At 50.1% G+C, this 15375-nt stretch carries 13 protein-coding genes; 9 read left to right on the top strand and 4 right to left on the bottom strand.

The features are described 5' to 3' along the window. Positions 1 to 94 precede the first annotated feature (94 nt). Complete coding sequence (locus DWB84_RS11340) at positions 95 to 328, bottom strand: helix-turn-helix domain-containing protein (RefSeq protein ID WP_222868140.1); 234 nt, start codon at positions 326 to 328, stop codon at positions 95 to 97. Between the two features lie 192 nt (positions 329 to 520). Beyond that, complete coding sequence (locus tag DWB84_RS11335; RefSeq protein WP_187409904.1) at positions 521 to 940, bottom strand: secondary thiamine-phosphate synthase enzyme YjbQ; 420 nt, start codon at positions 938 to 940, stop codon at positions 521 to 523. A gap of 595 nt (positions 941 to 1535) precedes the next feature. Here DWB84_RS11335 and DWB84_RS11330 point away from each other — a divergent pair. Continuing rightward, positions 1536 to 2378 (top strand): MBL fold metallo-hydrolase, encoded by an 843-nt coding sequence (locus tag DWB84_RS11330; RefSeq protein ID WP_222868139.1) that lies wholly within the window; start codon positions 1536 to 1538, stop codon positions 2376 to 2378. 13 nt (positions 2379 to 2391) lie between these two features. Here DWB84_RS11330 and DWB84_RS11325 read toward each other — a convergent pair whose 3' ends face one another. After that, the gene (locus tag DWB84_RS11325; protein ID WP_187409903.1) at positions 2392 to 2649 is read right to left on the bottom strand and encodes a hypothetical protein; all 258 of its coding nucleotides are present in this window, start codon (positions 2647 to 2649) and stop codon (positions 2392 to 2394) included. Positions 2650 to 2775: 126 nt separating this feature from the next. On the opposite strand from DWB84_RS11325, the gene DWB84_RS11320 reads away from it, so the two are divergent. The 8 genes from DWB84_RS11320 (at position 2776) to DWB84_RS11285 (ending at position 14343) form a co-directional block, all read left to right on the top strand. Beyond that, positions 2776 to 3357 carry a restriction endonuclease subunit S gene (locus DWB84_RS11320; RefSeq protein WP_187409902.1) on the top strand — a complete coding sequence of 194 codons (582 nt, stop codon included), beginning with the start codon at positions 2776 to 2778 and terminating at the stop codon, positions 3355 to 3357. A 107-nt stretch (positions 3358 to 3464) separates the two neighbouring features. Beyond that, positions 3465 to 5039, top strand: a complete 1575-nt coding sequence (locus tag DWB84_RS11315) for a type I restriction-modification system subunit M (RefSeq protein ID WP_187409901.1) — start codon at positions 3465 to 3467, stop codon at positions 5037 to 5039. Further along, positions 5023 to 5805, top strand: a complete 783-nt coding sequence (locus DWB84_RS11310) for a Fic family protein (protein ID WP_187409900.1) — start codon at positions 5023 to 5025, stop codon at positions 5803 to 5805. The genes DWB84_RS11315 and DWB84_RS11310 overlap by 17 nt, the downstream gene beginning before the upstream one ends. Next, a complete protein-coding gene (locus DWB84_RS11305; protein WP_187409899.1) occupies positions 5795 to 7021 on the top strand; it encodes a restriction endonuclease subunit S in 1227 nt (408 codons plus the stop codon). The genes DWB84_RS11310 and DWB84_RS11305 overlap by 11 nt, the downstream gene beginning before the upstream one ends. Before the next feature lie 271 nt (positions 7022 to 7292). Then, positions 7293 to 7970, top strand: coding sequence for an NYN domain-containing protein (locus DWB84_RS11300; protein WP_187409898.1), 678 nt, complete (start codon positions 7293 to 7295; stop codon positions 7968 to 7970). Positions 7971 to 8188: 218 nt separating this feature from the next. After that, positions 8189 to 10135 carry an ATP-binding protein gene (locus tag DWB84_RS11295; protein ID WP_187409897.1) on the top strand — a complete coding sequence of 649 codons (1947 nt, stop codon included), beginning with the start codon at positions 8189 to 8191 and terminating at the stop codon, positions 10133 to 10135. 165 nt (positions 10136 to 10300) lie between these two features. Further along, the gene (locus tag DWB84_RS11290) at positions 10301 to 13576 is read left to right on the top strand and encodes a type I restriction endonuclease subunit R (protein WP_187409896.1); all 3276 of its coding nucleotides are present in this window, start codon (positions 10301 to 10303) and stop codon (positions 13574 to 13576) included. Between the two features lie 5 nt (positions 13577 to 13581). Next, on the top strand, positions 13582 to 14343 hold the full coding sequence (locus tag DWB84_RS11285) for a M48 family metallopeptidase (protein ID WP_187409895.1): 762 nt from the start codon (positions 13582 to 13584) through the stop codon (positions 14341 to 14343). Positions 14344 to 14382: 39 nt separating this feature from the next. Here the strand turns inward: DWB84_RS11285 and DWB84_RS11280 are convergent, their stop codons facing one another. Further along, a complete protein-coding gene (locus DWB84_RS11280; RefSeq protein ID WP_187410109.1) occupies positions 14383 to 15279 on the bottom strand; it encodes a lysophospholipid acyltransferase family protein in 897 nt (298 codons plus the stop codon). Positions 15280 to 15375: the final 96 nt, after the last annotated feature.

The raw sequence follows: 15375 nt of genomic DNA, 5'->3' as shown, positions 1-15375 counted from the left end.
TGGAGCAATTTCGAGTCAGTGAGAATTGACGTGAGAGAGATAAGCAAGGAGAGGATGCGGTTGGTATCGGCAGGTGAGGGCGATTCAAAAGCCCTCACCCCAACCCTCTCCCTGAGGGCGAGGGGGTACCGGGCAATGCTTGGGGAGCTCGTGAGCGGTCCTGCAGGCCAGACGCTCCTTCATCCTGATAACGCGTCACCCACGTATAAACCGTTTTGCGGCTTATGTCATAAACACGGGCTAATTCACTGATGCTGCTTTCTTGTCGCAGCCAATCCGCGATCAATGGCATCTTCAAATCCATCACACAAGTCTCTTTCCCGGGCATAAGCAAGTCCTCCTCGCTCATACCATAACGTGTGTAACCCATGTTCCCGGTTTGTTTTGTTACCTATGTTGCCGGTTTGCACAATATAAACTCCCTCTCCCACCGGGAGAGGGTTGGGGTGAGGGATATAAGCTCCCTCTCCCACTGGGAGAGGGTAGGTGAGGGGCATCTTAAAAATGCGACGAAATCGATTTACTCCCCCTGCAGCGTCACCACCAATCTCCGACTGCCGCCATGATTGCGGTGTTCGCACAAATAAATTCCCTGCCAAGTGCCTAGATTCAACCGGCCGTTTTTAATCGGCAGGCTGACACTACTTCCAAGAATGCTGGATTTAAGATGCGCGGGCAGGTCGTCGCTGCCTTCGTCGTTGTGGCGATAGTAGGGCTGGTCCTCGGGCACGGCGCGATTGAAATAGCTTTCAAAATCCTGCCGCACCGTCGGGTCGGCGTTTTCGTTGACGGTGAGAGAGGCGGAGGTGTGCTGAATAAAGACATGCAGCAGCCCAACCGACACCTGCCGCAATTCCGGCAACTCGGCCAGCACGTCCTGGGTAATCAAATGAAAACCGCGCGGGCGGGCTTTGAGTTGGATTTCTTTCTGCAACCACATGAAATATTTCTCCGGTGTTAGGGTTGAATCCCTGCGCTACTGGCCGGGTGCTTTGCTCGAATTCGCGGCATGATAACAAATAGGCCAATACGAGAAGCGCACAAGCTGTTGGCGAGTCGAACTCCTATTCAATTTGCTAGCCTCACCCACGATGCACCTATAGCGCCAATTTGGCGTTGGCATTCGAAAAGCCAAAAAAATTCTCATTGTCATCGTCTGCGCTTCGCCGGTGTTCGAGCACTTGTCTGTGTTGCTACTCGCAAAAATAAATAAATGGCATCTAATATCGCGCATAAAGATAACGCGTTCTTTACGCAGAAATTTTCTCGGCAAAAATGGCCAAGAAGTTTTGCGTTATTGATCGATGTTCGGCAGCGAACGCAAATTTTCGCCAAGCACAGCCACAGTGTGAGGCCCCCATTCATTTGTGCTAACGGGTTAGAGCCCAAGGAGCTTTTATGTCTGAATTCTCGCTAAAAAACTTTTGCCGGCAGCCGCGCTTGCAGCCGCCACTTTGCTCAGCGGCTTAGGTAGCCAAATTGCCCTAGCTGCGGCGCCATTCGCACAAACATCCGCTCCGGGGTTTTATCGTTTAATGGTCGGCGAATTTGAAGTGACGGCGATCAATGATGGGACGGTCGACTTCCCGGTCGACCAAATGCTGAATCAGCCTGAACATAAAACCCATGCCGTCCTGGCGCATTCATTTTTAGAAGCACCGGTGGAAACATCGATAAACGCTTTCGTAATCAACACGGGTGATAAATTGATTCTGATCGATGCCGGTGCTGGCGTATTTATGGGGCCGACCTTGGGTAAGCTGGTTGCCAATTTGCAGGCATCCGGTTACGAACCTGAGCAAATCGATGATATTTACATCACCCATGTGCATCCGGATCACATTGGCGGTTTGGTGAGTGAAAACACGCTGGTTTTTCCCAATGCGGTAATTCATGTAGATAAAAAAGACGCGGATTTCTGGTTGAACGAAGACAACCTAAATAACGCGCCGGATAAAACGCCATTCTTAGCGGCTATAGCCATGTTGACGCCTTACCAAGCCGCAGGAAAACTCGCGCCGTTTAATCAAAAAACCCCATTGGCTCCCGGAATCAAAGCCATTTCAGCGTCCGGGCACACCGTTGGTCACACGGTTTATGAGGTGGAAAGCCAGGGACAAAAACTGTGGTTGATTGGCGACTTGGTCCACGTAGCCGCAGTGCAGTTGGAACACCCGAAAGTAACCACCGTGCTCGATACCGACCAGAAAAAAGCTGCAGCTGAGCGCGAGAAAATCTTTAAACAGGCCGCAAAGGAGAAAGTTCTTGTTGCCGCAGCCCACATTCAATTTCCCGGTCTGGGCCACCTGCGTAAGAAAGTGCGTAAGAAAGGACATTCCTACGAGTGGGTGCCGGTGAATTTTACGCAACTGAATTGATATCCAGGTGTAATTAATTTTGTTGTAAAAGCAGGGTGGCCGAAGTGCCACTACTGCCTTTTATATAGAATGCGCGCAAACATGGCCGAAGGATCGCGCAACCTAAAAATCCTGCGAACACGTAGGAAAAAATCAGCGGTGCATTTTCTATGCGCTGTGTTTCAAGAAGATTGGGGGGCAAAGCCAAAAATCTGTAGGCGTAAATAAAGACGACGAAATTTGCGATGAAGCTCGCCGTCGTTAATAGAAACATGGAACCAGCTTGTTTCATTTGATCTCCCCACCCACTTCTTTGCCCCCAAAAAATTACAGCACCACCATAACCTAACAAACTCTACTTGACACTCACCCAAAGCCAGCGGACCATTCTCTGCATCATTGGCGATGAACTGAAAAAGTGAAGCTCAAACAACTAGCATCCATCAACGCAGGCTATCCATTCCGGGGCAAAATCCCCGAAGTGGCGGGCTCGTCTGTGGTTGTGGTGCAGATGAAGGACGCTTCTCCAGCTGACGGTATTCGCTGGTCGAGCTGCCTGGAAACCAGGCTGACAGGAAAGCGCCAACCGGATTACCTGAGCCCCGGCGATATCTTGGTGGCCGCCCGCGGCAACCATAACTACGCTGTATCTGTAGACCATACGTTGGTGACCACTGGCAAACAAGCTGTTGCGGCGCCGCATTTTTTTGTGATCAGCCTGAAGACAAAAGACGTGCTGCCGGAATTTATGGTGTGGTTGTTCAATCAAGGGCCGGTACAGCGCTACTTTGAGCAAAACGCCGAAGGCACCTTAACCAAAAGCATTCGCCGCAGTGTGCTGGAAGACGCTCCGGTGGTTATTCCGCCGCTTGCCAAACAGCGGGCGATTTTAGGTATGGCCAAAACCCTGGCGGAAGAACAAAAGCTGGTGCAAACACTGATTAGCAACGGCGAGCGCATGATGGCAACGATTGCCAAAGACTTGTTTAATTCGGTGTAGCCGCGACCATATCGAGCAAATGTTTGGAATGGTCACCATACAAAATCGAATATTGAAATTCGCCGCAAAAAAGCTGGGCGATCAAAATGAATCAGGAAGTAAATTGAATGAGTGCAAACGAAAAAATTAATCTGGAAAAAAAGGTCCTGACTACGGCCGACAAAATCAGCCAGGACAGCGTAAATAAAGCATTGTGGGCCGCCTGCGATACCTTTCGCGGCACCATCAGCGCGGATACCTATAAAGATTTCATCCTCACCATGCTGTTTCTGAAATACATCTCAGATGTATGGCAGGACCATTACGACAGTTACCAAGCGCAATACGGTGATGAACCGGAATTGATCGAAGAAATGATGAAAAACGAGCGCTTTGTGCTGCCCAAAGAAGCCAGTTTTTACGCTTTATACGAACGCCGTCACGAGCCCGGCAACGGCGAGCGCATCGATCAAGCGCTGCACGCCATTGAAGAAGCCAACGGCACCAAACTCAAGGATGCCGGCAAAAGCGTGTTCCAGGATATTTCCTTCAACACCGATCGCCTGGGCGAAGAAAAACAAAAAAACACCATACTGCGCCACCTACTGGAAGATTTCGCCAAACCGGAACTCAATCTCCGGCCCAGCCGCGTGGGCAATCTGGATGTGATTGGCAACGCCTACGAGTACCTGATCAAAAATTTCGCCGCCAGCGGCGGTCAGAAAGCCGGTGAGTTCTACACCCCGCCCGAAGTTTCCGACCTGATTGCCGAACTGCTCGACCCGCAACCGGGCGACACCATCTGCGACCCGGCCTGCGGTTCCGGCTCTTTGTTGATGAAGTGCGGCCGCAAAATTGTGGCCAACCACGGCAGCAAGCATTACGCCCTCTACGGCCAGGAAGCGATCGGCTCCACCTGGTCGCTGGCCAAAATGAATATGTTTCTGCACGGCGAGGACAACCACAAAATCGAATGGGGCGACACCATCCGCAACCCCAAATTGCTGGATAAAAACGGCAACCTGATGCTGTTCGACATAGTCACCGCCAACCCGCCATTCAGCTTGGACAAATGGGGGTATGAAGACGCGGAACACGATAAATTCGGCCGCTTCCGCCGCGGCCTGCCGCCCAAAACCAAAGGCGACTACGCCTTTATCCTGCATATGATCGAAACTCTAAAGCCCAAAACCGGCAGGATGGGCGTAGTAGTGCCCCACGGCGTACTCTTTCGCGGCTCCAGCGAAGGCAAAATCCGTCAGCAACTGATCGAAGAAAACCTGCTCGATGCCGTAATCGGCCTGCCGGAAAAACTGTTCTACGGCACCGGCATTCCGGCGGCGATTCTGATTTTTAAGAAAAACAAAAGCGACGACAGCGTGATGTTTATCGACGCCAGCCGCGACTTTAAAGCCGGAAAAAACCAGAACCTGCTCAGCGACGACAATATCCGCAAGATTGTGGAAACCTACTTCGCCGGCAACGACGTGGACAAATACGCCTACGTCGCCAGCCTCGATGAAATCAAAGAGAACGACTACAACCTGAACATTCCGCGCTACGTCGATACCTTTGAGGAAGAGGAAGAAATTGATCTGCTGGCTGTGCGTGCTGAGCGGGAGAAATTAAAAGCGCAACTGACCGAGCTGGAAACCGAAATGGCCAAGTACCTGGAGGAGTTGGGTTATGAAACCATTCGCTAAGCTCGATGCCCTTAAAGCCAAGCTGGACGAATACCGTCCGCTGGACAAGGCCGTTACCGCCAGCCTGCACGAAGAACTGGTGCTGCAATGGACGTACCACAGCAACGCGATTGAAGGTAATACCCTCACGCTGAAAGAAACCAAGGTGGCGCTGGAAGGCATCACCATTGGCGGCAAAACCCTGCGCGAACATTTTGAAGCCATCAACCACCGCGATGCCATCCTGATGGTGGAAGAACTGGTTGAAAAGCAGCAGCCACTGGATGAATGGACCATTAAAAACCTGCACCAGCTGGTACTGAAAAATATCGACGCAGACAACGCCGGACGCTACCGCCAAGTGAATGTACTGATTTCCGGTGCCGAACATCGCCCGCCTAGCGCCCTGCAAGTGCCAGAGCTTATGGCGGCCTTCAGCCAATGGTGCAGCAACGAGGCACAGCAACTACACCCAGTTGAACGGGCGGCACGGATACATGGCGAATTTGTAAAAATACACCCCTTTGTCGACGGCAATGGCCGCACCTCGCGTTTGCTGATGAATCTGGAACTGATGAAAGCCGGTTTTCCCGCCACCGTGATTGAAGTGGCCCAACGACTGGATTACTACCAGGCGTTGGACAAAGCCCATTGCAGCGGTGACTACAGCGACTTTATCAATTTGGTGGCCAGAGCTGTGGAGAAAAGCTTTGCCACTTATTGGTGGGCGCTGGGTGTAGAGGCTGACGTTGCCAAGTATCTGGAGGAGTTGGGATATGGTGCCTAATTCATGGATGTCGTGCCACCTTGGCGATTTTATGGAGTTCAAGAATGGGCTTAATGCTGATAAGAGCCAATATGGGTACGGGCTAAAATTCGTTAATGTTATGGATGTTTTTGGTAACGATATCCTTACTGAAGATAAGATTATAGGGCGGGTTAATGTCGCTGAAAGTCAGTTAGAAAGTAACTTGCTTAAGTTTGGAGACGTGTTATTTAATCGCACCTCCGAGACATTTGATGAAATAGCCATGTCAGCAGTTTATCTAGACGATAAACCTGCTGTTTTTGGTGGCTTTGTAATTCGCGCTAGGCCAAGCAATGGAATCCTCTCTCCTGCGTATTCTGTGTATTTATTTCAATCATCCAAGTTTAGAAATCAAGTAATAAAACTTGGACAGGGAGCTGTTCGAGCTAATATAGGGCAAAAAGATTTAGCAAAAGTTAAGGTTTCGCTCCCACCATTACCCGAACAAAAAAAAATCGCCCAAATCCTCTCCACCTGGGATAAGGCCATCACCGTCACCGAAAAACTGCTCGCCAACAGCCAGCAGCAGAAAAAAGCCTTGATGCAGCAGTTGCTTACTGGGAAGAAGCGGTTGTTGGATAAGAATGGGGTTAGGTTTGGGGGGGAGTGGAAGAAGGTAAGACTAGGTTCTGTGGCCGATATGAATAGCGGTGGTACACCAAAATCCAATATCGAAGAATATTACGGAGGAAATATTCCCTGGGTATCTATTGCTGATATGACCAAGCAAGGAAAATGGATTTCCTCAACTGAAAAGTATCTCACCAAACTTGGCTTGGAGAATTCATCAGCACGTATCTATCCAAAGAATAGTGTTCTTTATGCGATGTACGCATCAATTGGAGAATGCAGCATAGCTCAAGTGCCATTGAGTTCTTCGCAAGCAATCTTAGGAATTAGACCTAAATCAGATCTTAACTTTGAATTTTTGTATTTCTTCTTAACTTCCTTGAAGGAAAAAATAAAACTTCAAGGCCAGCAGGGAACTCAATCAAATCTAAATGCGGCGATGGTTAAAGACTTCGCTCTGTATCTTCCCTCTATGGAGGAACAACAAAAAATCGCCGCTGTACTTTCCACCGCTGATCAGGAAGTCTCTGCTTTGCAACAAAAGCTCGATGCCTTAAAGCAAGAGAAAAAGGCCCTAATGCAGCAGCTATTAACAGGAAAACGAAGGGTAAAAGTCGACAACTAAGGAGGCCATCATGTCGGTTCGGATATATTTGCGGCGACGAGACGAGGGATATAGAGGCTCGGTTTATGACACAAGTCACACCCGCTAAAAACAAGGAACTTTCAGGCGTATGGCCTGCCTTTGTGCATCCCCAACGCCATTGCATTCAGTTGGTTGTTGGCTATACTTACAGAACGACTCACCCCTTGCAGGGCCATTCAGTTGGTTGCTGCTTGGGGCGGAAAAACCGCCTTTTGGGCGGTTTTTTCATTTCTAGGCCAGGGAAAGTGCTTTGAAAACAATCGTTTATATCGATGGTTATAACCTTTTCTACGGGTGTCTTAAGCACTCCAAGGATAAGTGGCTGGACCTGTACAAGCTGTTTTTCCAACGCATCCTGCATGCACAAAGCCCCTCCTGCCAGCCAGTTTCTCTCAAGTTCTTTACTGCGGATATTCGGGCAAAAATTGCCAGTAATGGCCAAGCCGCTCAGCACGCCCAGCAGGCGTACCATCGAGCATTGATGCAGCTTTACCCGGACTACGTTCGCATCATCAAAGGCTACTACGCGCTCGAGAAGGCTTGTTTGCCCATATACCAGCAACCACCGAATAAAACGGCTAGGGTTGATGTATGGAAACTGGAAGAAAAGCAGACTGATGTGAATATAGCGCTGGAAGCTTACCGTGACACGGCAAAGGGACTCGTCCAACAGTTGGTATTTGTATCCAACGATACCGATTTGGCACCTGCGCTTGCCGCCATTCGTGAGGATTTTGCCGATCAGGTAAAAATTGGCGTTGTGCTACCCATACGTAAAAGCACTCATGGACGGCCCGGCAATGAACAGCTAAGCCAATATGCCGACTGGACCCGGCGATATATCACGGATGAAGAATTGGCAGACTGCCAACTCCCAGCAAAGATCTCGACTCAGAAAAAGCCAATCATTAAACCTGAATATTGGTAATGGGCGGAATCCAATAGTGTATGACGAGGGAGACTGGAACCAGGTGCAACTTGTAAAGATTACTTACAAGTTCAATCAAATCCGAGAGGGCAGTTGTTCGGTTTGACCGAACAACTGCCCTCTCGGATTAAAGAAAAAGGAGAATATATGAATCGCCACTTCCAAGATGCTCTCCTGAATGCGTCGCGGACATTCCGTAGTTAGCAGGAGGTTCAAAAATGAATGAATTTACTCCAGCTTCACTGCTTGAGCAGCTGCGTCAGTTAGACGAATGTCCACGCATTGAGGCTAAGCGTGGTAGTGAAATTGGCAGTTCAGTAATGCAAACGGTCTGCGCGCTTGCTAATGAGCCTGGGCTTGGCGGCGGCTACCTTCTATTGGGTGTAAGCGAAGCCGAAGCTGATGCGCCACATCCAAAATTCTATGTGTCTGGAATTGATAACACGGAAAAGCTGCTAAGCGAGCTGCAACTCAACTGCCGGGAACAGTTTGAGCAGGCTGTTCCAATAGAAGCGAAAGCGGTAGAGCTGGAAGGCAAATCCGTAATTTCGGTGTTTGTACCTGAATTGGATCCTGTGGCAAAGCCCTGCACTTTTAAAGGCAAGTTTGACAGCAAGAATAAGCGCAAGACGGGTGTATGGCGACGCGGCCTGAATGGTGATTATGAATGTACTCAGGCAGATATAGAACCGCTACTGTTGGCAAAGACAGGCACCGGTTTTGAACAGGTCGTACTTGCCGAGGCGGAGTGGGATGATCTGGATCCTGCAGCGATTGAGCTCTATCGGAACCTGCGCACAAAAGTCCGCCCCAATGCTGAAGAGCTGAATGTCAGTGATCCCGAAATGCTTCGAGCGCTGAATCTCGTTAAAAAAAGGGGAGAGCAGTGGGTTCCTAATGTGGCTGGATTGCTGTTAATGGGAAAGCCATTGTCGTTACGTCGGCTATTACCTGCTATGCGAGTTGATTATGTGCGTATCGCGGGAACCCAATGGATAGAAGACCCTGAGCAACGTTTTGTCACTACGCTCGATTTGCGAGAACCATTGTTGCGTCTGATTCCAAAACTGGAAAGTGCCATTATTGACGATCTGCCTAAGCATTTTCGTTTGAAAGAAGGTGATTTGCAGCGTTCAGATGAGCCGTTATTACCCTATAAGGTGGTTCGTGAAGCGGTGGTTAATGCGGTAATGCATCGCGACTATTACGTGAACCAACCCATTATGGTTGTGCGTTATAGCAATAGGATTGAAATTCGCAATGCAGGTTACTCGCTGAAACCGGAAGCCATACTGGGTGAAATGGGATCAAAATTGCGTAATCCCGTTCTGGCATCTGTCCTGTATGACCTGAATTTTGCTGAAACCAAAGGCTCCGGTATTCGCACCATGCGACGTTTGCTCACCGAAGCCGGTCTTGCGGTTCCGGTGTTTTCCAGCAATGTTCAGGCTAATGAGTTCCACGCCATTTACCTGCTGCACCAATTGCTCGGTGAGGAGCAGTTGCACTGGCTTAAACAGTTTTCTCACCTTCAACTATCAGATAACGAAGCACGAGCGTTGATTCTCGCCAAGGAAACAGGTGCGGTCGATAACGCTGGATTACGTGCAATTACGGGATTGGATACCTTGGCAGCCAGCCAGGTACTTAAACGCCTGCACCATCAGTGCCGTTTATTGAAGCAAGGCGGTGCGGGGCCTGCGACCTACTACCGTTTGGTTGATCAAACAGATTTCCAAGAGTTGCCCCTGTTCTCGAATATCTCAAATACGGGTGACCTCAGCTCAAATACGGGTGACCTCCGCTCAAATACGGGTGACCTCAGCTCAAATACGGGTGACCTCGACCCAGATGCGGTAGAACTGCCAACCGATTTGCAGAAGCACCTTGCAGAACTTACCCCCAAAGCTCGCAGAGATAAGTTATGGCCATTGATCGTTTGGCTATGTGCACTTCGTCCCTATAAGGCCGAACAATTGGCTGTTTTGCTAGCTGGGCGGCAGGTTAAAACGTTGAAAAGTATGCACCTTAACCCCCTGCGAGCACAGGAAGAGTTGATTGGTTATACCCACCCAGAGGTGGCCAATCATCCGGAACAGGCCTACAAAGCGACACCCAAAGGCTTGAACTGGCTGAAGCAGCAAGGGATTAGAGTCGATGAGTGAAGCCTACAGCGCAACATGGCCTGCTTTGGTCAAGAGATTGGCCAAAATGCAACCATCCGGAAATCCCGGATAGTTCGATACACAATGCATACTGAAAGAGAACAAGGCGAGCGGGATATCGCCGCCTTGTTGAATTGGCAGAAAGCGGAATAACAAGGACAAAGCGTGACTTACTCCATCCCCAAATTCCAAGAAGAATACAGTGCAAAACTTCCCGCCCTGGCCTTGCTGACGAACCTGGGCTGGTCGTTTCTTTTGCCGGAGCAGGCATTGGCGGCGCGTGACGGCAAAGCGGATCAGGTGGTGTTGCGCCAATTGCTTCGTGCAGAGTTGCAAAAACGCACTTTTGTTTTTGCGGGCAAACAATATCCGCTATCGGAAAAATCCATCGACAATTTGATCCACGAGGTGTGCAGTCCCGCGTTAAACGAAGGCTTGTTGATTGCCAATGAGCGCATGTACAACCATTTGTTGTACGGCATTTCCGTTACTGAATTTGTGGATGGTAAAAAAGCCAACCCGACGATTGCGCTGATTGATTGGCAAAACCCTGCGAATAACAGTTTTGTGTTTACCGAGGAATTTGCCATTACCCGCTCGGGCGGTATTGAAAACCGGCGCCCGGACATTGTGTGTTTCGTCAACGGCATTCCCTTGGTGGTGATTGAAGCCAAGCGCCCAGATGGCAATGCCAAAAAGGGGCCGACGATTGACGAAGGTATTTCCCAAAGTCTGCGCAATCAGCGCCACGATGAAATTCCCTTGTTGTTTGTTTACAGCCAATTGTTGCTATCGATTAACGGATATGAAGGCCGTTATGGCACCTGCGGAACACCCCTGAAATTCTGGGCCGCGTGGCGTGAGGAAGATATTTCCGATGCGGAAATGTTTGCCATCAAAAATAAAAAATTGTCGGATATTCAACTTAAAAATTTGTTTGGCCATCGCCCCGCAAAAGACCTGGATTGGTACCGCAATTTGACTGCCGCGGAATTAGCGGTTACTGGGCAGGATCGCCTGTTGATCAGCCTGATAAGCCCGCAGCGTTTGTTGGAGATGACTCGTTATTTCACGCTGTTTGATAAAAAGGCCGGCAAAATTGTTGCCCGCTACCAACAAGTATTTGGCATTAAACGGCTGATCGAGCGCATCAATATCCGCCGCCCGGACGGTGGCCGTGAAGGTGGTGTGATTTGGCACACTACGGGTTCCGGCAAGTCTTTCACCATGGTGTTTTTAAGCAAAGCGCTGATTCTGCACGACAGCCTTAAGCAGTGCCGCATTGTGGTGGTAACGGACCGGGTGGACTTGGAAAACCAATTGAGCAAAACCTTTGCATCTGGCGGTGAACTGGCCGGAAAAAAAGACAAAGATGCCGCTATGGCGACTTCCGGCAAACGTTTGGCGGAGCAGATTGGCAAAGGCACCGAGCGGATTATTTTTTCACTGATCCAGAAATTTAATACCGCCACCAAATTGCCAGAGTGCGTAAACGCCAGCCCCGACATTATTGTGCTGATTGATGAGGGCCACCGCAGCCAGGGTGGTGAAAACCATATCCGCATGAAGCAGGCGTTGCCGAACGCCGCGTTTGTGGCATTTACCGGCACTCCACTTTTAAAGGACGACAAAACCACCAATAAATTTGGCCCCATTGTGCATGCCTATACCATGCAGCGCGCGGTGGAGGACCAAACCGTTACACCTTTGTTATACGAAGAGCGAATTCCGGATCTGGATGTCAACGAACGCGCAATCGACAGCTGGTTTGAACGTATTACCGAAGGTCTTTCCGACGAGCAGAAAACCGACTTGAAGCGCAAGTTTGCTAAAAAAGGGCAGGTGTACAGTGCGGATGACCGGATTCGATTAATTGCTTTGGATATTGCCAATCACTTCGTTAAAAACATTAACGACGGTTTAAAAGGCCAATTGGCCTGCGACAGCAAAGCCTCCGCGATCAAATACAAAAAATACCTGGATGAAACCGGCTTGTTGGAATCCGCCGTGGTGATGAGTCCACCGGATACCCGCGAAGGCAATACCGAGGTGGATGAAGCCTCCATGCCAGAGGTGGCCAAGTGGTGGAAGGAAAACGTCGGCAGCCAGGACGAGCAGACCTACACCAAAAATATTATCGACCGTTTTGAGAAAGACGACGCTTTAAAAATTTTAATCGTAGTGGATAAGCTGCTCACCGGTTTTGACGAGCCCAAAAATGCTGTTTTGTATATTGATAAGCCGCTAAAAGAACACAACCTGATTCAAGCAATTGCGCGGGTAAACCGTCTGCACCCGGACAAAAAATTTGGTTTGCTGATCGACTATCGCGGCATTTTGGCGGAGCTGGATACCACCGTTCAGAAATATCAGGACCTCGCCTCCCGCACTCAAGGGGGGTACGACATCAATGATATTGCTGGCCTTTATAGCCAGATGAGCACCGAATACAAGCGCCTACCTCAGCTGTATAAACAGTTGTGGGCTATTTTCGATGGCGTTAAAAATAAAAATGATATTGAGCAATTGCGTCAGGTTTTGGTGCCAAAAATCGAGGAGCGCGACGGCGAACTGGTGGATGTGCATCTGAAAATCCGCGAGGACTTTTACGAAGCGCTGACCGAATTTGCCAGTTGTTTAAAAGTGGCATTGCAATCGGCCACTTTTTTTGAAGACAAAAGTTTTACCGAGCAGGATCGCCGCCAGTACAAGGAAACGGTCAAACAGCTCTCCAGCTTGCGCCAGCGGGTGCAACAGGATGCCGGGGAAAAAGTCGACTACGACGAATACGCCGCCCAGGTCAAAAAATTGCTTGATAAGCATGTGGTTGGTGTAGGCATAAAAGAACCTGACGGTGTGTACGAAGTCGGCAAAATGGGCCAAAAACGGCCGGAAGAGTGGAGCGAGGAAAAAACCCGCAACGAAACCGACATTATCAAAACCCGCGTTACCCGCATGATTGAGCAGGACCTGCAAGATGATCCTTATGCACAGGAAGCTTTCTCGAAGTTGCTGCGCCAGGCCATTGAAGAAGCGGAAAAACTGTTCGATCACCCACTCAAACAATACATGCTATTCCGCGAGTTTGAGGAGCAAGTCCAGCAAAGGCGGTTAGGCGATATTCCGGATGCATTTGCGGGCAACCGTCATGCACAGGCTTATTTCGGTGTATTAAAGAAAATATTGCCCGAAGCCTTGGCGGTGATGGATCCACAAGTACAAGACAAATGGGTAAAAGTGGCCTTTGAAATCGATCGGGTGGTAGATACCTCCATCGCGGAAAACTCCATCAACCCGCAAAATATCGAAGCTGATATCCGCAAAAAATTGCTGCCGCGCATATTCCAGGAATGCAAAGCCATTGGTGGCGGTATGGATCAGGCGAAAAAAATTGTGGAGATGGTGGTGCAAATCGTTCGTGTTGGTTTGGGCGGTAATTAAGTCCGATGAATGTTCTGATCAAACCCAAGAATCAGATATTGAGTTTTCGTTACGGCGACGAACTTATCACCTTTGAGCGCGTGAGGCGTCCGCACAACCAGCGCAAGGTATTAATTAAAGTGCATCCGGATTGCCGAGTGGTTGCATTGGCTCCCGAAGAAACCGACAACGAAACCGTTTTATCTGCTGTTAAAAAGCGCAGCCGCTGGATCTACGAACAATTGCGGGATTTCCGTAAGCAGCTGGAGTTTGTTACACCGCGCCAGTACATCAGCGGTGAGAGCCATTATTACCTGGGCAAGCAGTATGTATTGAAAGTGATTGAGGACCCGGAGCAGGTGCAGGGCGTAAAGCTGCTGCGCGGCCAGTTGGAAGTATGGGTGCGAGCCAAAAGTGCGGAGAAGGTAAAAGAGTTATTGGCAGATTGGTACAAGGCCCGCGCCAAGGAGGTGTTTGCTAAACGTCTGGACGCCTTGTTGGAGCGAACGCTATGGGTAGCCAATAGGCCGAGCCTGCGCATTCTGACCATGCAAACCCAATGGGGCAGTTGCTCACCCAATGGCCGAATTACCTTGAACCCCCACTTGGTCAAAGCGCCGCGCGAATGCATCGACTATGTGATTTTGCACGAGCTTTGCCATATCGCCGAGCACAACCATAGTGAGCGTTTCTACCGCCTGATGAATCAGGTGATGCCGAACTGGGAAAAAATTAAGGAGCGGTTGGATGGGATGGCTTCGGTGATTACTAATACGGATTGCGTTTAAAACCCGGCGCCGCTAAAACCCCAAACCTCCCATGGAGCACTAATACCCCTGATACCGCCTCTCCCCACCCTGCGGATCCACTTTCTTAAAGCGTTTGTACTCCCACTGATACTGTTCAGGCGCTTCCATCACTAGGCGTTCGACGCCGAGGTTGAGTGCGGTGAGGGAGGTGTTTTGGTCGTCGCTGTAAATCTCGGCTGGTGCTTCGCGGTAGATCAGGTCGAAGCCGTCTTCGACGCGTTTGGCGAAGGCGAATACGGCGGTGCAGCCGGTGCGTTGGATCAGTTTGTGGACCAGGGTCATGGTGAAGGCGGAGTGGCCGAAGAAGGGGGCGAAGCCGCCGCTGCTGTCTTCGTTGGGGTTCTGGTCGGGCAGGATGCCGCAGATGCCGTTGCTTTTCAGATTCTTTAAAAGGGCGGCGACGCCTTTGGCGTTAGTGGGTACCAGATGCGCGCCGGATTTCTCCCGGCCGCTGCGGATCACTTCGTCGAGGCCGGCCAATTTGGGCGGCTGATAGAGGTTGGTGACCGTACCCAAGCTCGCCAGATGCAGGCCGAGCACCTCCCAGTTGCCGAGGTGGGGAGCCAAAATAAGTAAGCCTTTACTTTCATCCAGTGCCTTGCGTGCTAATTCTTCTCCTTCGATACGGCGTATGTAGTGCTGCACCGGAACCTGGTTGTTGTTCCAGATCACGCAGACTTCGGTGGCGACCTTGCCGGTTTCCTTCAGGCTCTGTTTGACCATGCGCTCGCGTTCGCTTTCGCTCAGATGGGGCAGGCAGAGGGCGAGGTTTTCCCGGGTGATTTTGGCCTCGCGGTTGTTGCTGGCGTAGGCGACCCAACCCATAAAAGAACCCAGGCGGCGCGCGGATTTAAGAGACAGTCGCCCCACTAATCGCATAGCAGTAACGGCTAAAGTGGATTTCGACAGCACCATGAATTTCAACCTTGTTATTTTGTGGCGGGCGCATTTTGCCAAAGTTCGCCGCTGTTCTCAGCGTAAATCCTTAAAACTGTTTGAAAAATGGCTGTT

The organism is Saccharophagus sp. K07 (assembly GCF_014336955.1).
Classification (GTDB): domain Bacteria; phylum Pseudomonadota; class Gammaproteobacteria; order Pseudomonadales; family Cellvibrionaceae; genus UBA5868.
Note: the sequence above shows the minus strand (reverse complement) of the source record. Positions and strands in the feature narration are given on the sequence as shown.